Genomic DNA, 23950 nt, shown 5'->3' with positions numbered 1-23950 from the left:
TGGTGATTGGTGATTGGTGATTGGTGATTGGTGATTGGTGATTGGTGATTGGTGATTGGTGATTGGTGATTGGTGATTGGTGATTGGTGATTGGTGATTGGGGACTGGGGAAACAGGAAATATTTATCTTTCTCCTGACTCCTTGAACTCCTGACTCCTTGAACTCCTGACTCCTCACAGATAACTTTTTCAGCAAACCCTACCTATCTTTCACTTCTTATAAATGAGAAACACCGAACCAATGGGACCAAAATTTTCCACATACACCTTATTATTATAAAACAACCCTGGAGACATACCCCCATCAAATAACATTCCTTCCCTAATTCTTCCTAAACAATTATTTCTCGCAATACCTTCTAAAACATCATCAAACTGACTAGGTAACAACTCTTTATTATTTGCAGAAACTTGAATACTAGAATTAGCTTTCACATCATTAACTAACAGAATTACATAACCTTTACTGGTAATTGCTACCATAGAACGGTTAGTAGCACCTTTACAAGCAAAATCACCTAAAGCTTTGCAAATATCTTTAAAAACACCCTGATTGTAAAATCTACCATTACCACCTACTACATTATAATTTAGTAAATTAGATCCTCTTTTTCCTATCTGAATAGTAGCAACACGCTGACTGGGGTTTCCTCCAGATATCGCAAAAGAAGAACGTTTATTTTTAAAAGCACCAGAATATTCTACACCACGAGAAATATTTAAACCTTGGGGTTTATTCACCGTATCTATATAATCTGCATTAATAGCTGCAATAGGTTTTCTACCATTTAACTTGGAATTTTCATCACCTACCAATTGACTAAAAAATTTAGGGATATACTCTCTTCTAAAATTACCCCTACCATCCTTAGCATAGATTTTATGATCTAAACCCACATTTACTTTAAAATCTAAATGGGGGGATTTAGGATTAAAAACAATTACATGATTAATACCTCTAGAATAACGTTCACCTTTATTATTAGTCTTGAAAAATTCAATACTAAACCGAGAATTATTACCAGGACAAATAGTTGATGGTTTTGGTTGAGAATTAGCCACCTGATCCTGAAAACCTAATAATAAGAAACTGCTACTAATTAAGAGGAATAAGAAAGATAATTTTTTCATGGATTGGTAATTGGTGATTGGTAATTGGTAATTGGTGATTGGTAATTGGTAATTGGTGATTGGTAATGGATAGGATTTACAGGATGGTTTATTTTATCAGAATCAGGACACCCTTTGGGAAGTCAAAAGTCAAAAGTCAAAAGTCAAAAGTCAAAAGTCAAAATTTTTTGTCTGAATCAGGATAACCAGGATTAGAGGATGTACAGGATGTGATTTTTCATTTTTATGATATGATCTGATTTGTAATTATAGGAAATTTTATATATAATGGATAATGAAGAAGGTATTATAGATATTCCTTTGCGTCCCCTGATTTGGATGGGGGACTCTCTGAAAAATATCCGTTCATTTCCAGAAGAGGTTCGCAGTTCTATAGGTTACTCACTACAATTAATACAAGCTGGTGAAACTCCAATGGATGCAAAACCCTTTAAAGGTTTAGGGAGTGGTGTATATGAAATTGTTAAACGTTATGATACGGATACTTATAGGTGTGTTTATGCAGTAAAAATTGGCAACAATATTTATGTTTTACACGCTTTTCAGAAGAAGTCAAAACAGGGAATTAAAACCCCACAGTCTGATGTTGATTTGATTAAACAACGTTACAAAGATGCAGTAGCAAGGGAACAGGAACAATGAACCAAGAAAAGACATTTACAGAAAGTAGTGGTAATGTTTTTAAAGATTTAGGTTTTGCTAATGCTGATGAACTTTTAACTAGAGGTAAAATTGGAATACAAGTAATTAAAATTTTAAAACAACGTAATTTGAAACGGCGAGAAATTAGCGAGATTTTAGGTATTTCTCAACCGGAAGTATCTCATTTAATGAATGGTGAATTTCAGCGTTTTAGTGAGGGTAAATTATTGATATTTCTGAAAAAACTTGATGCAGAAATTACTTTACATATTCGTTATTATGATGTTGTTAATCAAGGTGAAACTGTGATAGTTTTGTAATTTTCTGATAGCGTGGTGTAAGCAAGATCAAGATAACCAGGATTATAGGATGTACGGGATGTTATTGTTTAATTGATGGTTTGATTTTCTGTCTTTTTGTCTGAATCAGGATAACCAGGATTAGAGGATGTACAGGATGTTATTGTTTAATTGATGGTTTGATTTTCTGTCTTTTTGTCTGAATCAGGATAACCAGGATTAGAGGATGTACAGGATGTAATTTTTATTTTAAGTTTCTGGTTTACGAAAAGATGATAAATTTAGATTAAATAATGATAAGCTGTTACACAGCTAAATTGTATAATCCTAATGTTCTGAACTCTTGTTTAACAGGCAAGATGCCTGTTCCACTTATACAAATTAAATGCACAACAGCTTATAATATCTTTAGATTCTGATGCAAACAGAAAAGTAATCAATAACAATCCTGAAAATCCTTAAATCCTGGACATCCTGATTCAGACAAATTCAGAAATTTAAACAATAACAATCCTGAAAATCCTGAAATCCTGGACATCCTGATTCAGACAAATTCAGAAATTTAAACAATCACAATCCTGAAAATCCTTAAATCCTGGACATCCTGATTCAGACAAATTCAGAAATTTAAACAATCACAATCCTGAAAATCCTTAAATCCTGGACATCCTGATTCAGACAAATAAAATCTATAAAATCAAACCATCAATTAAACAATCACAATCCTGAAAATCCTTAAATCCTGGACATCCTGATTCAGACAAATTCAGAAATTTAAACAATCACAATCCTGAAAATCCTCAAATCCTGGACATCCTGATTCAGACAAATTCAGAAATTTAAACAATCACAATCCTGAAAATCCTCAAATCCTGGACATCCTGATTCAGACAAATTCATTAACTTATATTAAGTTACATTAACAAAATAATAAAAAAATTAATACAACATAACTTAGTCAAGACTTTACAACTATACGTAAGTGTAGTTATTATATTGATTAGATTAGATAGATTCAGATCCCGGACTTCTTAAAGAAATCCGGGATCTATAAAGATTACCCATTACCCAATAAATATGACTATTCAAAAAATATTAAACGAATTTAAACAAACTTCCACCTCTACCCGTGATTTAGGTGATAAATTTGAACGCTTAATGTTAAATTATCTCAAAACTGACCCCTTTTATAAAGATCATTTTAGCCAAGTTTGGTTATGGATGGAATTTCCTAAACGGGGAAATATGCCAGATACAGGTATTGACTTAGTAGCAGTGGAAAAGGATACTGGGGATTATTGGGCGATACAATGTAAATGTTATGATTTAGATCAGACCTTAGAAAAATCAGATATAGATTCATTTTTCACCGCTTCCGGGACAAATTTATTTAAAAAGCGGATGATTATTTCTACTACTTCTAAATGGAGTAAACACGCGGAAGCAGCATTAGAAAATCAACAAATTCCCGTTATTCGTGCTACTATTTATGATTTAGAAAATAGTCCTATTGATTGGAATAAATACAGTTTAAAAAATCCTGATAATTTAGAACTTAAACCTAAAAAAAGCATTCGTCCCCATCAACAAACCGCATTAGAAAAAGTCCTCACTGGGTTTAAAAATGCAGATAGAGGTAAATTAATCATGGCCTGCGGTACTGGTAAAACCTTTACTGCGTTGAAAATTGCGGAAAATTTTCCTAGAGATAATAATTTAGATAATAACTTAATTCTGTTTTTAGTTCCTTCTATTTCTTTACTTTCCCAAACTTTGAGAGAATGGACTGCTGAAAGTGAGATTAATTTTCATAGTATAGCAGTGTGTTCTGATGTCAATGTGGGTAAAAATAAGAAAAAGGGTTCGACTTCGCTCACCAACCATGATGTTGCAGATATTACAGTTAATGATTTAGCTTTTCCTCCTACAACTAACGCTCAAGATATTATTAAATCCTATCAAACTTTTGCAGATAAAAAAGAATTAACTGTTATTTTCTCCACCTATCAATCTATTCAAGCAATATCGGAAGCGCAAAAAATTGGTTTACCACAATTCGATTTAATCATCTGTGATGAAGCACATAGAACCACAGGAGTAACTATTGCGGGAACGGATGAATCTTATTTTGTGAAGGTGCATAATCAAGATTTTATCAAAGCTAAAAAACGGCTGTATATGACAGCAACTCCCAAAATTTACAGCGATGATACTAAAGTTCAAGCTAAAGAAAATCAGGCTTTTTTATGTTCAATGGATGATGTGGAAATCTACGGTAAAGAATTTCATCGTTTAGGTTTTGGTGAAGCTGTTAGCACTGGTTTATTAACTGATTATAAAGTCATGGTGTTAGCAGTTGATGAAAAATTTGTGGGTGCAACTTTTCAACAACAGTTAGCAGATGCAAATAACGAATTAAATTTACAAGATGCGGTAAAAATTGTCGGTTGTTGGAATGGTTTAGCTAAACGTTTACTTAGCGATGAAGAAGGAGATGATACAGAAGATAAAACCCCAATGAAACGGGCGGTGGCTTTTTCTCGCAGTATTAAAGATTCAGAAACAATTGTAAAATTGTTCGCTAATATTATCAATGATTATCAACAATTAAACCCCGATGATGAGACAGTTTTAGAATGTGAATTACAGCACGTTGACGGTACACAAAACGCTTTACAAAGAACCGAAAAATTAGAATGGTTAAAAGCTGAACCCTCCTATTCCTCCCCTTCACAAGGGGGGGTTAGGGGGGGTAATATCTGTCGCATCCTCTCCAATGCACGGTGTTTATCGGAAGGGGTGGATGTTCCTGCGTTGGATGCTGTCATGTTCCTGACTCCTCGTAACTCCGTGGTGGATGTGGTGCAGTCTGTGGGGAGGGTGATGAGAAAAGCAGAGGGGAAAAAATACGGTTATATTATTTTACCTGTGGGTATTCCTGCGGATATGTCGCCTGATGTCGCTTTAAAGGATAATGAAAAATATAAGGTAATTTGGCAAGTATTACAGGCATTACGCGCCCATGATGACAGATTTAATGATACTGTCAATAAAATTGATCTCAATAAACGTCGTCCGAATAAAATTAGTGTGGTTGGGGTTGGTGGTAGGCAAAAAAATGATAGTTCTACATCTACAAATACGGGAAGTTCCTATCAACAATTAGAGTTAAATTTCCCCGTTGAAGAATGGCGAGATGCGATTTATGCAAAAATAGTTACTAAATGTGGTAATCGTCGTTATTGGGAAGATTGGGCTAAAGATGTAGCGAAAATTGCTGAAGGTCACACTTCCAGAATTAAAGCATTATTAGAAAGTTCTGAATCAGAAGCGAAAAAGGCATTTGATGAGTTTATCACAGGTTTACATCAAAATATTAATCCTAATGTCACCACAGAAGAAGCAATTGAAATGTTATCTCAACATTTAATTACCAAACCTGTGTTTGATGCTTTGTTTGAAGGATATGAATTTACTAAATTTAACCCCGTTTCTCAAACCATGCAAAGAATGTTAGATGTGTTAGAAAATCAATCTTTGCAAAAGGATGTGCAGACTTTAGAAAAGTTTTATCAAAGTGTGCGAGAACGCGCAAGCGGTATTGATAATGCGGAAGGAAAACAGAGGATTATTATTGAATTATATGATAAATTTTTCCGTGCTGCTTTTCCTAAGTTAGTGGAAAGATTGGGGATTGTTTATACTCCCGTGGAAGTGGTAGATTTTATTATTAAAAGTGCTGATTTTGCCTTAAAACAAGAGTTTGGTGTGGGTTTATCTGATGAGGGTGTACATATTTTAGATCCCTTTACAGGTACGGGTACTTTTATTGTCCGGTTGTTGCAAAGTGGGTTAATAAAACGGGAAGATTTACAACGGAAATTTAGTCATGAGTTGCATTGTAATGAGATTGTTTTATTAGCTTATTATATTGCTGCGATTAATATTGAGGAAAGTTATCATTTCTTAGCTGGTAGTGAATATCGGCCTTTTAATGGCATTGTTTTAACTGATACTTTTCAAATGTTTGAAAATGACGGTTATTTGTTAGAAAAGATTTTCCCGGAAAATAATCAACGGGTGATTAATCAAAAGCAAAATGATATTACTGTGATTATTGGTAATCCTCCTTATTCTGCTGGACAAACTAGCGAAAATGATGGGAATAAAAATCTTAAATATGATCAGTTAGATGGTAGAATTGCTAATACTTACGCTAAATATTCTACTGCTACTTTAAAAAATAAACTTTATGATTCTTATATTCGCGGTTTTAGATGGGGAAGTGATAGAATTAAAGATAAAGGTATAGTTGGTTTTGTAACCAATGGAAACTTCATTGATAAAAGCTATGCTGATGGTTTAAGAAAATGTTTAGTAGATGAATTTACTAGCATTTATTGTTTTAATCTAAAAGGAGATATGAGAATTAGTGATTGGAAAAGAGAAGGTGGTCAAATTTTTGGTTCTGGTAGTCAAGCTGGTATTGCTGTGATTTTATTAATCAAAAATCCTGATCAAAAACAGGAATGTAAGTTATTTTATCATGATATTGGTGATTATTTAAGTCGTGAGGAAAAATTAAATATTATTAAAAGTTTTGGTGATATTTCTACTATCCAATGGTCAGAAATTACCCCTAATGAAAATTATGATTGGATTAATCAACGTAATGATGATTTTGAAAGTTTTATTTCTTTAGGTGATAAAAAAAATCAGCAAGAAAAAACTATTTTTGATTTGTATTCAAATGGGGTAAAAACAAATCGTGATACTTGGGTTTATAATTTCTCTCATAAATCAGTTATTGATAATATGACGAGAATGATTGACTTTTATAATCAACAAGTTGAAGATTTTAAGAAGATTATAAAAGGTCAAAATCTGAATAATGTTGAACAAAGAAAGAAACAAGTAGAAAGTTTTATTGATACTGATGCTAAAAAGATTAGTTGGACAAGAGAGTTAAAGGAAGATTGCGGAAAATTTAAAATACACAGCTTTAACGAAGATGAAGTAACAAAAGGAATGTATCGTCCTTTTTGCAAACAAATATATTATTTTAATAGATATCTAAATAACTGTGTTTACCAAATTCCTAAAATATTTCCTAATCAAAATTTAGAAAATTTAGCAATTTGTGTTACTGGAATTGGCGCACAAAAGGATTTTTCAGCTTTAATAACAGATGTTATTCCTAATTTACATTTTCAACATACAGGTCAATGTTTCCCCCTATATACCTACGAAAAACAAAGCGAACTAGGAGAACTATTTGCAACAGCAACCACAGAACAATACACCAAAAAAGAAAACATTTCCGATAGCATATTAAAAGACTTCCAGAAAAAATATCAAGACAAAACCATCACCAAAACAGACATATTTTATTACATATATGGAGTCCTCCACTCCCCAGAATATAAACAAAGATTTGCAGCAGACTTAAAAAAAATGTTACCCCGCATCCCCTACACGGGAGACTTTTGGACATTCAGTAAAGCAGGTAGAGAATTAGCAGAATATCATATAAACTATGAAACCATAGAACCTTATGAAATCAAAGAATTTTCACCAGAAATATATTTAGATACTCAAGATTACCGTGTGGAAAAAATGGTATTTGGTAAGAACAAAAACGGAATAGATAAAACCACCATCATCTATAACAGTAAAATCACCTTATCACAAATCCCCCTAGAAACCTACGAATATATAGTAAATGGAAAATCAGCATTAGAATGGATAATGGAAAGGTATAAAATCACCAAAGATAAAGATAGTGGAATAGTCAATGATCCTAACCACTGGTCAGAAGATCCGCGTTATATAGTAGATTTAGTGAAGAGGATAGTTAGGGTAAGTTTAGAAACAGTGAGAATAGTAAAAAGTTTACCAGCATTGAATGAATGGTAATGTACAATCAACGTAGGGGTTTAGCAATGCTAAACCCTTACAAATAAACGGGATAACCATAAAATCATCTGCGTTTATCCGCGTACCCTTCGGGAAGCAAGCTACATCTGCGTTCAATATTATTATTGTCAGAATCAGGATAACCAGGATTAAAGGATGTACAGGATGATTTATTTTGTTTACTAAAAGATGATAAACATAGATTAAATAATGATATAATATCTTTAAATTCTGACTTTTGACTTTTGACTTTTGACTTACCGAAGGGTGTCCTGGACATCCTGATTCTGACAAATAATGATATAATAAAAAATATTTAACTCAGGAGTTAAAAAAAATGACATTTAAAGAACAACTGGTAGCAGAAATAGAAACCATGACAGAAGAACAAATAGCAGAATTGTTAATAATGGTTAAAAATATGAAAACCAAACCAGAAATTAAACGGCGTTTTCCAGTTGTGAATATGGTAGGTAAAGCTAAAACATTAGGTGATATTGTTAGTCCTATTGTAGATGAAAAGGATTGGGAATGTCTGAAATAATTGTACTTGATACTCATATTTGGTTATGGTTAATCAATGGTGACTTTGATAGATTTCCCTCCCATTGGATTGAAAGATTTGAATTAGCAGAATCAATTGGAGTTTCACCTCTTTCCTGCTATGAAATAGCACTTGCTCATCAACGTGGAAGATTAGAATTAAATTATTCTCCACAGGAATGGATTCAGCGAGCTTTAACACCTGCTAAAATAGATTTATTTCCCACTACACCAGAAATTGCAATTAGAGCAGTTAATTTATCACCTATTCACAAAGATCCATTTGATCGAATAATCATTGCTACTACCTTAGAATATAGAGCAAAACTGGCAAGTATGGATGGATTATTTGCTAAATATCCCGAACTTAATCATCACCTGATGTAAAACCATCCTGATTCTGACCAAAAATGATCATTATGAATAGAGAGAATTTAATTAATTTCCTCAAAGAAAATTTAACTAACATCAAAAGTTATGGTGTCACATCCTTAGCTTTATTTGGTTCTTATGCAAGAGATGAAGCTAAAACTACCAGTGATCTGGATTTATTAGTAGAATTTCAAGGACAAGTTACCTTTGATCAATATATGGATTTAAAATTTTTCCTAGAAGATAACTTAGGTTTATCCGTTGATTTAGTAACTAAAAAAATGTTAAAACCTCAAGTAATCAGTTCAGTAGAAAAGGATGTAATTTATGTCGCGTAGTTTAAAACTGTATTGTGATGATATTGTCATCAGTTGTGATAAAATTCTGCGTTAAGTCGCTCAGTACAAGTCGCTCAGTACAAGTCGCGGTAGTTGAGCGTAGTCGAAACTCGATAACCACCTGATTCTGACAAAGAATGATATAATAAAGAATATTAAATGTGCTTCAGGAGTTAAAAACATGACATTGAAAGAAGAACTATTAGCAGAAATAGAAACAATGACAGAAACGCAAATAGCAGAATTTATCATGATGCTTAAAAACATGAAAAATAAAAATTCAAATTTTGATGAAAATCAAATTAAAAAATTAACTCTTGGTGAATGTATAGCAAAATTTCGAGAAGAATTAATAGAAGAAAAAATAGAAATTAACCCTGATGAAATTTGGGAAAATATTCGTGATTATCATCCAGGAAGAGAGGTAATTTGGTGATTCGATTTTTATTAGATACTAATATTATTTCTGAACCTTTAAGGATAGAACCCAATCAAGCAGTTTTACAAAACATGGTAAAATATGAATTAGAAATTGCTATGGCATCAGTAACATGGCATGAATTATTGTTTGGTTGCTATCGTTTACCACATTCTAAAAAGAAAAATAAAATTACTAATTAGGGGTTGCTGAGAAAGTCTTTCCGTGAGGGCATAGGAGTCAGGAGTCAGGAGTCAGGAGTCAGGAGGAGATTGGAAAATTTCTTTGCCATGTCTTGAAATCCCAAAAAATGCACACTTTTTCCGGTATACCCTTCCAAACCCTTGCACTAATTTCTGTGTTTATCAGCCTCTAACCTTTGATATATCAAGGTTTTAGGTTTATTCAGCAAACCCTAATTATTTACACCAGGTAATTAAACCCAAAATACCCATCTTACATTATGATGATGTAGCTGCGGAATGGTTTGCTAACGAAAGAGCGCGACTTGTAGGAATAGGAAAAACTCCTGCATATCCAGATGGACAAATTGCAGCAATAGCAAAAACAAATGATTTGATTTTAGTAACAAATAATGTTGCAGATTTTAGTGAGTTTCAAAATCTGAAAATAGAAAATTGGTTTCTGGATTGAAAGAATCAAAAAAACATCTGCGTTTAAGCTGTTATGCCTTTAACTTGAATAATTAATACAAGCAAGATGCTTGTGCTACTGTAACTTCAGGTTTTTTGATTATACAGTTTAGCTGCACATCAGCTTATCTGCTTTTTTGTCACCTGTCACCTAAATAGGGGTTGCTGAGAAAGTCTTTCCGTGAAGGCATAGGAGTCAGGAGTCAGGAGTCAGGAGTCAGGAGGAGATGTGAAAATTTCTTTGCCGTCTCTTGAAATCCCAAAAAATGCACACTTTTTCCGGTATACCCTTCAAAACCCTTGCACTAATTTCTGTGTTTATCAGCCTCTAACCTTTGATATATCAAGGTTTTAGGTTTATTCAGCAAACCCTATTTAGGGCTTGCTGAAAAAGTCTCTTCGTTAAGGCAGGGAATAGGGAATAGGCAAGACTTTGGGTGATCTGTTAGTAACCAATTCTTTGAAATTTCACCCGGAAAATGCACGCTTTTAGGAGTATACCCCTGAAAAATCCTGCACTGATTTCCTGATTTTCCACCTGAAACCCTTGATTTATCAAGGTTTTGAGTTTATTCAGCAAGCCCTACTGAGCGTGTTGAAGTATGCCTACCCCACAAGAATCTACCCCATAAGAATTAATAGAATATTTTTTGATTTGGTTTTTTCAGGTTGATCTACAGGTTGATCTACTTGTTTAATTTTATTTAAATTTTATCAGTTTCTTGTGTACTCTCTGTATAAATAATTTTGCTAAACGCATTCGGGTGATATCTTGAATATTAGCTGAGTAATATTTTTTGTGATCAAAAAACTCATTTATTGCTGACAAAATTACTGTGAATCGCTGGATAATATTTTCAGTTCTGTATTCTGCTAAAACTTCTGTGGGTAAAGTCAAAGCCACTGGAGATGATAAAGTTTTGAGAATACGTTGTACATCATATTCTAGAGAATACCCAGCTATTTTATAACAATTAAATCCCGGATCTAAATAATCAGAAAGCCCGCCGTTAACGCTAGAAAAAACTTGACAACCACAAGCTAAAGCTTCCATCGGTTGCAAACCAAAACCTTCACTTACACCCTGTTGCGCCCAATATTCCGCAGAGTCGTAAAGGTAAATTTTCGCTCTATTAAATAATCCTGGTAAATCTTCAATATAAGAATCAACAACAAAAACTTTACACTTTTGTTGTAATGTAGGAATTAATTGTTTAATTAAATATTCAGAAGATTTTCGCGCTTGCACTAAAACATCAATATCTCTATCTAAATGCAAATTTGTAAATTCATCAGCGATTTGATTAGGTAAATAATAAATTAAATTATTAGGTGCTTTTTGTCCCCAATATCCCATTGTATTACGGCTAACTGTAATAATCGGAATACTGGAGGGAAGTTTAAAATTATAACCTGCACTATGAGCATGATAAACTACATTATATTTTTGCAGTTTAGGTGCGAGGTTAGCTATATCAAATCCCCAACTAATCACAAATATTACATCATCTAAATTTTGCTGTGAATTTTGATTTTTTAGTATATCATCAAGAAACAGCTTATCCTTTTCTCTTTGTCGGTAAGTGACAACTTCTGCACTACAGATATTTTGAGCTAAATTAACTGTTTTTAACTCTGCCCAAAGCCCACCACAAGCAAATTTTCCATCTGTTCCTGGAACTAAAAAGTACAGTTTTCTCATATAGAAGTTGGTTTTGATAATTACAATTATTTTTGTAGGTTGGTAATTGGTAATTGGTAATTGGTAATTGGTAATTGGTAATTGGTAATTGGTAATTGGTAATTGGTAATTGGTAATTGGTAATAGTTGATAGTTAATAGGGAAACATCAAATTTATTACCCAGTCCCCAGTCCCCAGTCACCAGTCCCCAGTCCCCAGTCCCCAGTCCCCAGTCACCAGTCCCCAGTCACCAGTCCCCAGTCACCAGTTCCCAGTCACCAGTTCCCAGTCCCCAGTCACCAGTCACCAGTCCCCAGTCACCAGTCCCCAGTCCCCAGTCACCAATCACCAGTCACCTGCCGCCATTTTACCTTAACAAAATGCGCTTCACGTCCCCAAGTGTCCCGTGTAAGAATGATATTTTCAATTGCGAGGTTAAAGGGGATAGCTGTTGTTAAATAACGTTGAACGAAAGCACCTAAATCTGGAGCAAGTTCAGAAGCCGTAGTTGCAGCTAATCCTAAACCTACTAGTTGCTCAACAGGTCTAAATGGTAGCATCACAGACACACCCATAGCAAATCCAGCAGTTAACAACATTGCTACAGATAAATTTGTACCGCAACGGGGATGTACCGCTAAATCCCATTCTCCGTTGGTAAGACGATATTGAGCTAGTGTTACTGCACGCCGTAAATAACTGATATTTACATCACCATAAAGGTAAAATCCCTGTTCTGTGGATAAACCACTTAATGATTCATTATCAAACTGTACATGAGTAGGCTGTTTGGGAGAAGAATCAACACTTTTTATTTCACTCAGAACCCAAACAGTAGCGTGTTCTAGGGCGTGAACCTGACGCAGCATGAGAATTTCTTGTAAACCGGGTACAAAAGATAGCTGTTGTAGTAAGTCGGTATCTTGGTTTGGTGATGGTGCTATCAAGTCAAGATTAAAAAAGTTAAAGGGAAATGAGCTATTTGCATAAGAAGTTGGAGTATTCATTTTCCCCCAAGCGGATAAAGTAATATAGATTTCTTTCCAATGTAACGCTTGTACAACTAGATTATTGCTAATTTTTGTTGAAAAATAGCAGGAGTCATGAGTCAGTAGGGGTTTAGCAATGCTAAACCCTTTGGCCTAAATCAAACGAGAAATTCTGATATGTATGTCAGTTCCGATCGCAAAAATTCGCTGATTCCCAGAGCATCAACTTTTACTAGATAAAGTCACGGAACTTGTGGTAGAGGTTCACACTGAAAAATAAAGGTGAGGAGGAGAACAATCTGTAAACCTCAAAATTGATCTTGCCAATTTTAGATTTTAGATTTTAGATTTTAGATTTTGGATTTTGATTGAGGTGTTTTGGTACTTGTACTTCAGAAGCAAGCTCAATACCCCGCTCTTTGTCGGTTGTACCTATCTCAAATACTCGCTGCGCTGCTTACGCTTCGCTAACCCAAATCGAAAATCCAAAATGGTTGAACTTTTCAGCATCCACAGGGATTCATATTAATAAACTAACTCACATTTGAATCATTGTAGTTAGGTAATGTACAGCAATTCACATCGTTTAAACAGACCTTTCCCCACTGTAAAGCCCAGCGAACCAAAGCGACTCGGTTATCTGTCTTTGTTTTGCTGAGAATGTTGCTGATATGATTATCAACTGTACGTTTGCTAATCTCCAGTTTTGCTGCAATCTCTTGGTTAGTTAAGCCTGCGGCCACTAAGTCGATAATTTGCAGTTCTCTGTCTGACAGACTAACAGGGGTCCCAGACTCATTAGCAGCCATGGCTTATTTATTTCTCCCTTGGTATATGTACTTAATCACTCTTTCTAATTCTAAAAGATTCTCTCAGAGCTAGACGTTGTAAATGTTCCTAGTAATACTAAAGTCAATATTTTCTGGGAATTTAATCTGAAGGTTAATTTTCTTAAAAGCAAAATTTCTATAAAATATAACCTATTCATCAGTAAATATTCAGTGTTACTTCAGTGGTAAATTTTGGGTTTTTATAGCATTATGTACTATATAAAGTGATAAAAACTGCTATTTTATGGTTAACTGGAGACAAAGGAATAAAGATGCTTATACATTTTATACATATTCCTAATCCCAAGTCGTAAATCGAAAATGATATGAGTAATCCCCATGTTTTGTGTCTAGGCGAAGTTTTGTTTGATTGTTTAGCGGATCAAATGGGGCTAAAGCTGGAAGAAGTCAATTCTTGGACTCCCTACCCAGGGGGAGCGCCAGCTAATGTGGCTTGTGCTTTAGTTAAACTGGGAACGCCCGCAGGTTTTATTGGTGCTGTAGGAGAAGATCAACCAGGTAATGCACTGGTGAAGTTATTACAAGATGTAGGTGTAGATACAACGGGTGTGCAACGTCATCCGACAGCACCAACGCGACAAGTTTATGTAGTCAGGGATTTGACCGGCGATCGCTCTTTTGCTGGTTTTGGTAAATATGATACTAGCGAATTTGCCGACACCCGCTTACAAGCTAAACAAATACCAGAATCACTGTTTAACGATGCTGATTTTTTGGTGTTGGGGACTTTGGAATTAGCTTATCCTGAAAGTGAGGCTGCTATTCATCAGGCATTGAAATTAGCGGAACAATATGATTTGAAAATCATCTTAGATGTGAATTGGCGACCTGTATTTTGGCAAGATGCTAATTTAGCAAAGCAAAAAATTGCAGCATTATTGCCACGTTTTGATTTTCTCAAACTCACAAAAGAGGAAGCATCATGGTTGTTTGATACTACAGACCCTGGAGCAATTACTTACAGATTGAACTCATTAGAAGGGGTTTTAGTCACCGATGGCGAAAATGGTTGTGCTTATTGTTTAGGTGAGAATGAAGGTAAATTACCAGCTTTTTCTATACCTGTGGTGGATACCACTGGTGCAGGAGATAGTTTTTTAGCTGGGTTTCTCCATCAGTTGAGTAAGTTGGGTATTCATAGTTTGAGAGATGCAGAAACAGCAAAACGAGTTGTTACATACTCTAGTGCGGTAGGGGCGTTAACTACTATTAAACCAGGTGCGATCGCATCCCAACCCACAGCAGAAGAAGTTGATGCTTTTTTAGCCGATCATAAACTTTAAAAATCAACAGTTTTCACTGATTGAAGTAAAACCAAAATTAGGGGAATATCAGATACAATCACCTGATATTCCCTTTACAAATTAAGCCTTGCCAAAATAGACAGCGCCCCAAATCTGGGTGATAAAACCAAAATTTTTCTTTTGTTCCTAAATCCTCAATATCTTGAGAAGCATCTAGGGGAACTTCAATGATGGGAAACTGCTCTGCCATAACAGTTCATTTACAGTGATACAATTCATACTCATACCCATATATTCCTGGCAACTTTTGATCATCAAGCAGACATTTTTCCACTTCCTGACTAATGGGAGCATGAAAATTAACCAACCATAAATCAAAAGGTCGTGGTAATTCTTTGATAGTCTTTTCTAGGGCTATAGTAGAAGTATTGGGGTTTTGGGCTTGATGGGCGAGGAGAAATTGAGTATTTTCAATATTAGTTTGCAAACCAGAGAATTTTAATTCCCAAGCTATACCCATGATTTCCCCAGTTTGTACTAAACTTTTATGAGTTGTGGCAATGAGAACCGGGACTGAAGAATTTTGTTCAATAACAGGAAGAAATAAATCAGGGCGATAATATTTGCGATAACCCAGATTAAAAGTAACTGTAATAGCACTGATTAACCCCATTACCCAAATCAGAATTACAGCTTGTTTGCCGTTAATACCCCATTTACCGATGTTGGGATTTTGATAACAAACTGCTAGACTTGCACCCAGTAAAATTATTACTGCTGGAAAGTAAACAAAACTATAGCGAGCGCCCCTGGTAAGATCAATACCCAGGAAATAAGTAAAGAAGAAAAAGAAAGCGATCGCCCCTAACACTACCCCAATCAATACCTGAGTAATAGAACCAATTTCCGGTTTTTGCAATTGAACTTTTATCCCCCGAATTAAAATTGGCACTGCCCAAATAAAGAAAATTAACATCACCAACCCAGAGAAAATAACCACCGTTAAATCAGGTGCTTCCACTGGGAGTAAGGAAATCATAGTGATCCATGTACCTAAAGCTTGAAAAATGGGGCTAATCCAACCCAGTCCGACCCGTTCACTTTTAATCCACTCGGTTAAAGTGCCAAGGTAGCGATTTTGTAACCTCCCAGGCAACCACACCAACCCAGCAACAGCCGTACCAACTACTACATAATAAAATCGCCACCACACAGGAGAGAACAACACCCAAGTTTTTGTCTGAGTTTGTTGTTTCCAAGCCACAAAAATCAAAGCTACAGCTTCAGCGCCAAGAGTGATCACAAAAAAGAAATGAGTAGCAAAACCCAAGGCGTTAACTCCTACCCAAGCAATAATTAACCACAAAGGTAATAATTTTTGCTTTTCCAAGTGACGAACAGCAACTACCAAACAAGCCAGGGAAAGCATCACCCACAGCATAGCCAAAGTATAATGACGGGCTTCTTGTGCTAAAAATACTGCGTAGGGTGAGACTGCCATCATTGCAGCCGCTAATTGTCCTACTAATGAAGAACGAAAAGCTAATTTACCTAAAAAATAAGCACAGGGAATAGAAACCGCACCCAGTAAAGCCGGAAAAGAACGTGCTGCAAACAAAGATACTAAACCTTCAGGGTGGGGAAATAGCCGCATCCACAGATGAACCAAGACAAAATATAGTGGTGGGTGATTATCCTCTGTGAGAAGATTATTAATTACATCTCCTGTACCAACTGCGGGATTAATTTGTAATGGTTGTAATAAAATATCAGGAGCGATCGCCTGATCTAAAGGTACTGGTAAAAAACTATTGCCCAAGCTAAATACTAAAGTCGCAAATTCATCAGTCCAAGGCGGTTTGGCGGTTAAATTAGTCAAACGTAACCCTACACCAATAACGAACCAAATCAGCAGCAGTAAAGAATGAAACCAGGGAGCAGAAACGGTAGAGCGCCTATTATTCACGTCCATCTTTATTATTGGAAAATTGTTTTAAACAGCGTTCTTGTACTTTAACTACAGTTCCTCTCTTCAACAACTCTGATATAGTCACAAATTCATATCCCTGGGGAGTATAAGCTTTCAAAATTTCCTCCACTACCTCTACAGTATTATGGCGACTAGCATATACTCCTTTTTTTGCTACACCATCAGAATCATGTAAAAGAATGATTGAGCCATTATGAAAGTTATTTTCAAAAATTTTCATCATCTCTGCGGCAGATTTACCACGCCAGTCTTGTAAATCTACATCCCAAAAAATAATCGGTTTTTTTATCTGCTTTAAAACATTTGTGACAACAAAACCAGCACGACCAAAAGGGGGTCTAAAGTGAACATTGTCTCGTGAGATTAATTGACTAATTAAAATATCGGTTTCCCTAATTTCTCTAGAAATAGTATCTTTAAATTTACTATTGAGATTGTAATGATGCCAGGTATGGTTTGCTATTTCATGTCCCTGTTTTTCCAAAGTTCTGACAATTTGGGGATACTTTGCACTGTGTTTTCCCAAGACAAAAAATGTTCCCTGAGCTTGATAATCTAAAAGGGTTTGAGAAATGGCTCTGGTATAGACTGGATCAGGTCCGTCGTCAAATGTCAATGCTAAAACTTTATCAGGAGTGTTGATACAAAATACTGATTCTCCAAATAAGCCGGGAAGCAGGAAACGCTTTGGCCAAGCCAATTCTAAAAAACAGTAAACTGCTATCACTATCAATAACAGAGGCAATAATTGGGAAAATCTGAATTTCGATGGACGATGTTTGCCAAAACGCAGGAAAGAAAATCTCTGAGTCAAGGGTTGAACTAAAAGTATTATTACGGTTTAAGCAAAAATTTTAACATTGAAAGCATATCAGATTATCAGTAAATTTGTCTATAGTTAGGCTTTGATTAAATTTCATAAGAGTCGTAGGGACGAAGCATTCGGGCGACTAATTATAAATTTTTGTCCAAGGCTATTTTCCTGTAAGGGCGAAGCATTCGGGCTATAAATTATCAATTTTGATCACAGGTTATTTTCCGAATGCTTCGCCCCTACTTCGCCCGTACAGGAGTCAGGAGTCAGGCAAAATTAATTTAAAACCAAATGCTTTGAGTTAGCTTTTTTGGATCGGAATATCAGGTATAATCATCAGATACAATTAAGTGATATTCCCTTTATCTTGTACCTAATTCATGTCTTTGATTATTGCTGGAGAACGCAGCGGAGTGGGCAAAACTACGGTGACGCTCACACTTTTAGCCTCTTTGTGTCGTCGTGGTGTCAAAGTACAATCTTTTAAGGTTGGTCCAGATTATATTGATCCTATGTTTCATCAGTATGTTACTGGTCGTCCTTGTCGAAATTTAGATGCGGTTTTGACTTCAGAAAGTTATATTCAAAAATGTTTTCAGCGTCATTCCCAAGAATGTGAATATACTCTGGTTGAGGGAGTGATGGGTTTATTTGATGGTGTTGGTAATTCTTTCAATATAACTGAAAATGGCAATCATCAAATGGACTTTGCTAGTACAGCCCATGTTGCCAGATTATTAGATAGCCCGGTAATATTAGTAATTGATTGTAGTCGTTTGTCTGGTTCAGTGGCAGCGATCGCACATGGTTATTGTAGTTTGGATCAGAGAGTTAAAATTGCTGGATTAGTCTTAAATAGAGTAGGGAGCGATCGCCATTTATCTTTATTAAAAAATTCCTTGAAAACTCTCAACTTACCTATTTTGGGTGTTCTCAGAAGACAGGATAATATTACTATTCCTGATCGTCATCTGGGTTTAGTTCCTACTGGAGAATTACCAGAATTAGATGATGTAATTCATCGTCTTGCAGATTTAGGCGATCATTGTTTTGATTGGGAAAAATTATTACCACTATTACAAGTAACTGAAATTCTGTCTTCAGATGTTCCCAATTTTCAAATCAACGAACCGCACAGACACAGAGAAAGCGGAGAAATAAAAGAAAATCAAAAATCAAAAATCAAAATTGCTGTTGCACGGGATCAAGCTTTTAATTTTTATTATCAAGACAACTTAGATTTATTAGAGAAACTGGGAGCAGAATTAATATTTTGGAGTCCTTTAAAAGATACTCAATTACCAAAAGATATTCAAGGAATGTATTTTGGTGGTGGTTTTCCTGAAGTATTTGCACAAGAACTAGCAGCAAATATTAAAGTTATTCAAGAAGTAAAAACAGCGATTTTATCAGGAATACCCACCATTGCTGAATGTGGGGGTTTAATGTATTTGTGTGAAAATATTATTGATTTTGAAAATCAATCTTGGACAATGGTAGGAATATTACCCACATCTGCACAAATGGATAAAAAATTAACTTTAGGATATCGTCGCGCAGTGGTTTTAGAAAATAGCTTTTTATTAAATGCGGGTACAAATATTTATGGACATGAATTTCATCGTTCTCATGTAATTACAAACCCGCAAAAATCATTGTTTGATACCTATCGTTATGACTGTGAAGAAAATACAGGTTTTGAAGGATGGAATTTACCTAATATTCCTAATGTTCATGCTTCTTATGTTCATCAACATTGGGGAGAAAGTATAGAAATTCCCCAAAGGTTTTTACAAGAATGTTTAAAATTTAGTTATGTCAAGGTGTTGAGGGTTGAAATAATCTAGTCTGATGAAACCAAAGAAACTAAAGAAACTAACATCACCGCAAATACTATACTTCCCAATCTTCAAGTTGTAGATTTTCAACTCTTTGAAATTCTCTAGTATTATGAGTTACTAAAATAAGATTATTAGCTAATGCAATACTAGCAATTTGAAAATCATAAGCACCTATAGGAGTACCTAATTTTGATAATTGAGAACGAATTTCACCATAAATTTTAGCTGCTTTTCCATCAAAAGGTAAACTAATATATTGAGAGAAAAAGAATTCATATAAAGATAAATTTTTTTCTTTTTTTATGCTACGACAAGCTCCATAGTATAATTCTGCTTTGACAACATCACACAAACAAATATTTTCACGATGAGTGGTTTTAAATTTATTAATTACATTTTCACTACGTCCTGTTAAATATTGAATGCAGGTATTAGTATCTAATAAGTAAATCATCATTCAATATCCCAAACTCTTTGATCGCAATCAACGAAATTTTCTCTAACTAAAAATTCACCTTCCCATTTTCCAGCAGTTTTATCAAAAAAATCAGCAGGATATCCTAATTCTTCTGGTGTTGGTATTTTTTCTTCAAAAGAATTAGTAATAATTATTACTAATTCTTGATTAGCTAATTCTTGGGGAAGTTGTAACAATAATTTACCTTGTGTATCAACTTTTGATTTAAGTCTTATTTGCATATAATTAACTCCTTAGTATCTTGGATTATTATACTACTAATTATTTGAAAAGTATTTTTTAATCATTCATGGCTAAATATTACAGGATGAAGTTCGGAATGCACTGGAAGGTAATCGAAGAGATTAAATGGATTAAAGCTAATTGTTTACTCTATTAAAAATGAGTATGGAAAAATTTTTAATACTGTACCAAAAAACTGCTCAGTTAACGAAACAAATAAGGCTGAAACCCTTGAAATTTGGTAATGCCCCAAAAAAGGCTTAACCGAGTAGTATTGCACTATGTCGCCCTCAAGGAACTATCACCAACAGCACAGTGAGGAGCGATCGCTTTATCATCAAAGATGAACTGATAATTTTTTTATCTTCCTTTGCGCTTTTGCTTCTAACCTTCGGGATCTCCGTACAAAAACTACCATGACTATTGATATAATGACTTGAATGTGGAACTTTGATTTCCCCTATTCCCTATTCCCTATTCCCTATTCCCTATTCCTTAGAAAATCAATGTTTTTCAAATGGTGCTTTAGAGTTATTATCGTTTGCTTGGGTTTGTGGCTCATCTTGGATCTAGCTTCTCATTTAGGGGCGGAAATTTTTTGGTTTCAAGAAGTTGGTTATTTGCCAACTTTTATGGTGCGGTTAATAACTCAAGGTGCTTTATGGGTGGGTGTTGTTAGCTTGAGTATGATCTATTTACTGGGAAATTTAATTTTAGCAAAACGTTGGCAATATCCCCAGTCCCTGAAAATTGAGCCAGCAAGAATTGAAAAAACTACACTGAGTAGGGAACTAACAAATTTTCTAAGTCCGCAGTATAAGCAAGTCTATCAAACTCCGCAGATTGCGACAGGAAACACACAAATTAAATTATTCTGGTTGTTACCGCTAACGTTAAGCTTGAGTTTTTTAGTGGGGTTAATTTTCACCCATTATGGACAAGTTGCGTTAAGTTACTGGAATGGACAAATTAATCAGGTTAATTCACCTTTTACTATCTTATTTAGACCAGAGATAGTTTGGAACTTGAGCATTAGAACTATTTCGCAAGTTTGGTATTTTGCATTAGCTGTGGTGATGGCGATCGCTCTTTTGATATATTCTCAGTTTTTGCTGTGGGCGATCGCTATTATTTTTAGTCTCGGTTTTGGGTGGTTAATATCTCAACAATGGGAAAAAATCTTGTTGTATTTGCACTCCACCCCCTTCAATAGCACTGAACCTTTATTTGGCAAAGATATCAGCTTTTATATTTTTTCCCTTCCTGTCTGGGAACTGTTGGCTTTTTGGCTGATAGGTTTATTTTTATATAGTTTTCTTGCTGTTACTCTCAGCTATCTTGTATCAGGAGACAGTATCAGTCAAAGCATTTTTCCTGGGTTTTCGCCCACACAAAAACGTCATTTATTCGGCTTAGGTGGCGGTTTAATGTTGGTGATAGCCTTTGGTTTTTGGTTAAGTCGTTATGAACTGGTTTATTCTCCCCGTGGTGTGAGTTTTGGGGCTAGTTTCACTGATGTTAAAATACAGTTGCCCGCTGATACCATGTTATGTGTTTTAGCTGTGGCGATCGCCTTTTATTTATTATGGCAAACTTTATTTTGGAAACCCAAATCTCAACATCATCAATGGGTAATTTATGGTTTAGGTATTTATTTATTATTAGTAATTGCAGGTGATTTTATTGTACCTGCGGTTATCCAATCTTTTATAGTTCAACCCAATGAATTACAGAGAGAAACACCTTATATTCAACGCACTATCGCCCTCACTCGTCAAGCATTTGATTTAGAAGCCATAGATGCTCAAACCTTTAATCCCCAAGGAAAATTAACCCAAGCAGATATCAAAGCCAATGATTTAACTATTCGCAATATTCGGCTTTGGGATCAAGAACCACTATTAAAAACTAACCGACAATTACAACAAATTCGTCCTTATTATGCGTTTCCTGATGCCGATATTGATCGCTACATTATCAGCAACCAAACTAACCAACAAGAACCCCCAACAAATGAAAAACGTCAGGTACTAATAGCCGCCAGAGAATTAGATTATAATGCTGTCCCACAACAAGCACAAACATGGGTAAACCGCAATTTAATTTACACTCATGGTTATGGTTTTACCATAAGTCCAGTAAATACAGTTGCACCAGGTGGTTTACCAGAATATTTTGTCAAAGATATTAGTGGTAATGGTGCAGCTTTAACTACTGCTAATGCAGCTATTCGGGAAAGTATTCCTATTGGTGAACCACGAATTTATTATGGAGAAATTTCTAATACTCATGTCATGACTGGGACAAGAGTTAAAGAATTAGATTATCCCAGTGGTAGTGATAACGTTTATAATACCTACGATGGCAGCGGTGGAATTACAATAGGTTCTTTATGGAGACGGTGGTTATTTGCCACATATTTAAAAGACTGGCAAATGATATTTACACGGGACTCTCTACCAGAAACAAAGGTATTATTCCGGCGAAATATTAACCAAAGAATTAGAGCGATCGCCCCTTTTTTACAATTTGATAGTGAACCTTATATAGTTGCCGCTGATGCCAACCCAGATGATAAAAATCAACAATTTCCCGGTGCAAAAAATTATCTTTATTGGATAGTCGATGCTTACACTACCAGCAGTCATTATCCCTACTCAGATCAAAATAAAGACGGTATTAACTATATTCGTAATTCTGTTAAAATCGTCATTGATGCTTACAACGGCACTGTCAGATTTTATGTTGCTCAACCTCAAGATCCGCTAATTATTGCTTGGTCAAAAATTTTCCCGCAAATGTTCCAACCGCTAACAAATATGCCTATTAATCTCCTTAGTCATATTCGCTATCCGGTAGACTTTTTCAAAATTCAATCTGAGCGGTTAATGATTTATCATATTACTAACCCTCAAGTATTTTATAACCGGGAAGACCAATGGCAAATACCCCAAGAAATTTACGGAACTGAACCCCGTCAAGTTGAACCTTACTATTTAATTACCAGTCTTCCTGGTGTTCCTTTTGAAGAATTTATTTTATTGCTTCCTTACACACCAAAAGAAAGAACAAATTTAATTGCTTGGTTAGCAGCGCGTTCTGATGGAGAAAATTACGGTAAATTGCTGCTTTATAATTTTCCTAAAGAACGTTTAATTTATGGACCAGAACAAATAGAAGCTAGAATTAACCAAGATCCAGTAATTTCTCAACAAATTTCATTATGGAATCGTCAAGGATCAAGAGCAATACAAGGTAATCTTTTAATTGTTCCCATTGAACAATCTTTATTATATGTTGAGCCAATTTATTTAGAAGCAACCCAGAATAGTTTACCAACTTTGGTTAGGGTAGTTGTTGCCTATGAAAACCGCATTGTCATGGCACAGACATTAGAACAAGCTTTACAGGCGATTTTTCAGCCAGAAATAACACCAGCGCCGGCTATTATTCGTCCTGTGGAAGAAGAAGGAATACCACCGGTTTAAAATAATTTGTAAGTTGTGATTCATTCTTTTATCAAGATG

The 23950-nt window shown here is 35.0% G+C and carries 21 protein-coding genes and 1 pseudogene; 12 read left to right on the top strand and 10 right to left on the bottom strand.

The features are described from left to right. Positions 1-196 (bottom strand): annotated as a pseudogene (locus H6F47_RS05805) (hypothetical protein); the annotation flags it as partial. Between the two features lie 14 nt (positions 197-210). Further along, positions 211-1131, bottom strand: a complete 921-nt coding sequence (locus H6F47_RS05800) for a phosphodiester glycosidase family protein (protein ID WP_190348721.1) — start codon at positions 1129-1131, stop codon at positions 211-213. Between the two features lie 267 nt (positions 1132-1398). On the opposite strand from H6F47_RS05800, the gene H6F47_RS05795 reads away from it, so the two are divergent. The 8 genes from H6F47_RS05795 (at position 1399) to H6F47_RS05760 (ending at position 9862) form a co-directional block, all read left to right on the top strand. After that, entirely contained in the window at positions 1399-1773 is a 375-nt protein-coding gene (locus H6F47_RS05795; protein ID WP_190648029.1) for a type II toxin-antitoxin system RelE/ParE family toxin, read from the top strand. Continuing rightward, positions 1770-2093: an XRE family transcriptional regulator gene (locus H6F47_RS05790; RefSeq protein ID WP_096566139.1), complete on the top strand. Its 324-nt coding sequence runs from the start codon at positions 1770-1772 to the stop codon at positions 2091-2093. Before H6F47_RS05795 ends, H6F47_RS05790 begins: the two co-directional genes overlap by 4 nt. 1056 nt (positions 2094-3149) lie before the next feature. Then, positions 3150-7988, top strand: a complete 4839-nt coding sequence (locus H6F47_RS05785) for a type ISP restriction/modification enzyme (protein ID WP_190648027.1) — start codon at positions 3150-3152, stop codon at positions 7986-7988. A gap of 337 nt (positions 7989-8325) precedes the next feature. Continuing rightward, the gene (locus H6F47_RS05780) at positions 8326-8532 is read left to right on the top strand and encodes a hypothetical protein (RefSeq protein ID WP_137668748.1); all 207 of its coding nucleotides are present in this window, start codon (positions 8326-8328) and stop codon (positions 8530-8532) included. Further along, positions 8520-8918 carry a PIN domain-containing protein gene (locus H6F47_RS05775; RefSeq protein ID WP_137668747.1) on the top strand — a complete coding sequence of 133 codons (399 nt, stop codon included), beginning with the start codon at positions 8520-8522 and terminating at the stop codon, positions 8916-8918. Before H6F47_RS05780 ends, H6F47_RS05775 begins: the two co-directional genes overlap by 13 nt. Before the next feature lie 32 nt (positions 8919-8950). After that, positions 8951-9241 carry a nucleotidyltransferase family protein gene (locus tag H6F47_RS05770; protein ID WP_137668746.1) on the top strand — a complete coding sequence of 97 codons (291 nt, stop codon included), beginning with the start codon at positions 8951-8953 and terminating at the stop codon, positions 9239-9241. Between the two features lie 181 nt (positions 9242-9422). Further along, positions 9423-9677, top strand: a complete 255-nt coding sequence (locus H6F47_RS05765; RefSeq protein WP_137668745.1) for a hypothetical protein — start codon at positions 9423-9425, stop codon at positions 9675-9677. After that, complete coding sequence (locus H6F47_RS05760) at positions 9674-9862, top strand: hypothetical protein (RefSeq protein WP_190347824.1); 189 nt, start codon at positions 9674-9676, stop codon at positions 9860-9862. The genes H6F47_RS05765 and H6F47_RS05760 overlap by 4 nt, the downstream gene beginning before the upstream one ends. Before the next feature lie 1150 nt (positions 9863-11012). Here H6F47_RS05760 and H6F47_RS05750 read toward each other — a convergent pair. Then, on the bottom strand, positions 11013-12014 hold the full coding sequence (locus H6F47_RS05750) for a glycosyltransferase (RefSeq protein WP_137668737.1): 1002 nt from the start codon (positions 12012-12014) through the stop codon (positions 11013-11015). A 126-nt stretch (positions 12015-12140) separates the two neighbouring features. Here H6F47_RS05750 and H6F47_RS05745 point away from each other — a divergent pair, with 126 nt between their 5' ends. Then, a complete protein-coding gene (locus tag H6F47_RS05745; protein WP_190648025.1) occupies positions 12141-12452 on the top strand; it encodes a hypothetical protein in 312 nt (103 codons plus the stop codon). Here H6F47_RS05745 and H6F47_RS05740 read toward each other — a convergent pair. Beyond that, positions 12333-13001: a DUF6391 domain-containing protein gene (locus H6F47_RS05740; RefSeq protein ID WP_190648024.1), complete on the bottom strand. Its 669-nt coding sequence runs from the start codon at positions 12999-13001 to the stop codon at positions 12333-12335. The genes H6F47_RS05745 and H6F47_RS05740 overlap by 120 nt on opposite strands. Positions 13002-13516: 515 nt before the next feature. Next, complete coding sequence (locus tag H6F47_RS05735) at positions 13517-13792, bottom strand: response regulator transcription factor (RefSeq protein WP_190648022.1); 276 nt, start codon at positions 13790-13792, stop codon at positions 13517-13519. A gap of 347 nt (positions 13793-14139) precedes the next feature. On the opposite strand from H6F47_RS05735, the gene H6F47_RS05730 reads away from it, so the two are divergent. Further along, entirely contained in the window at positions 14140-15117 is a 978-nt protein-coding gene (locus H6F47_RS05730; protein ID WP_190648020.1) for a carbohydrate kinase, read from the top strand. A 58-nt stretch (positions 15118-15175) separates the two neighbouring features. Here H6F47_RS05730 and H6F47_RS05725 read toward each other — a convergent pair whose 3' ends face one another. Genes H6F47_RS05725 through H6F47_RS05715 form a run of 3 tightly spaced genes read right to left on the bottom strand, consistent with a single transcriptional unit; the run spans position 15176 to position 17882 of the window. Beyond that, a complete protein-coding gene (locus H6F47_RS05725) occupies positions 15176-15328 on the bottom strand; it encodes a hypothetical protein (RefSeq protein ID WP_190347834.1) in 153 nt (50 codons plus the stop codon). Between the two features lie 6 nt (positions 15329-15334). Then, positions 15335-17050 carry a glycosyltransferase family 39 protein gene (locus H6F47_RS05720; RefSeq protein WP_190648018.1) on the bottom strand — a complete coding sequence of 572 codons (1716 nt, stop codon included), beginning with the start codon at positions 17048-17050 and terminating at the stop codon, positions 15335-15337. Next, complete coding sequence (locus tag H6F47_RS05715; RefSeq protein WP_206755136.1) at positions 17037-17882, bottom strand: polysaccharide deacetylase family protein; 846 nt, start codon at positions 17880-17882, stop codon at positions 17037-17039. The genes H6F47_RS05720 and H6F47_RS05715 overlap by 14 nt, the downstream gene beginning before the upstream one ends. Before the next feature lie 380 nt (positions 17883-18262). Here H6F47_RS05715 and H6F47_RS05710 point away from each other — a divergent pair, with 380 nt between their 5' ends. Further along, positions 18263-19729, top strand: a complete 1467-nt coding sequence (locus H6F47_RS05710) for a cobyrinate a,c-diamide synthase (RefSeq protein WP_137668188.1) — start codon at positions 18263-18265, stop codon at positions 19727-19729. A gap of 46 nt (positions 19730-19775) precedes the next feature. Here the strand turns inward: H6F47_RS05710 and H6F47_RS05705 are convergent, their stop codons facing one another. Both H6F47_RS05705 and H6F47_RS05700 read right to left on the bottom strand, forming a co-directional pair. Continuing rightward, positions 19776-20180 (bottom strand): type II toxin-antitoxin system VapC family toxin, encoded by a 405-nt coding sequence (locus tag H6F47_RS05705; protein WP_307722528.1) that lies wholly within the window; start codon positions 20178-20180, stop codon positions 19776-19778. Next, on the bottom strand, positions 20177-20422 hold the full coding sequence (locus H6F47_RS05700; RefSeq protein ID WP_137668189.1) for a hypothetical protein: 246 nt from the start codon (positions 20420-20422) through the stop codon (positions 20177-20179). Before H6F47_RS05700 ends, H6F47_RS05705 begins: the two co-directional genes overlap by 4 nt. A 507-nt stretch (positions 20423-20929) precedes the next feature. Between H6F47_RS05700 and H6F47_RS05695 the strand changes: the two genes are divergently transcribed. Then, positions 20930-23911: a UPF0182 family protein gene (locus H6F47_RS05695; protein WP_137668190.1), complete on the top strand. Its 2982-nt coding sequence runs from the start codon at positions 20930-20932 to the stop codon at positions 23909-23911. Positions 23912-23950 lie beyond the last annotated feature (39 nt).

It is taken from the genome of Sphaerospermopsis sp. FACHB-1094 (assembly GCF_014696195.1).
Taxonomy (GTDB): Bacteria; Cyanobacteriota; Cyanobacteriia; order Cyanobacteriales; family Nostocaceae; genus Sphaerospermopsis; species Sphaerospermopsis kisseleviana.
Note: the sequence above shows the minus strand (reverse complement) of the source record. Positions and strands in the feature narration are given on the sequence as shown.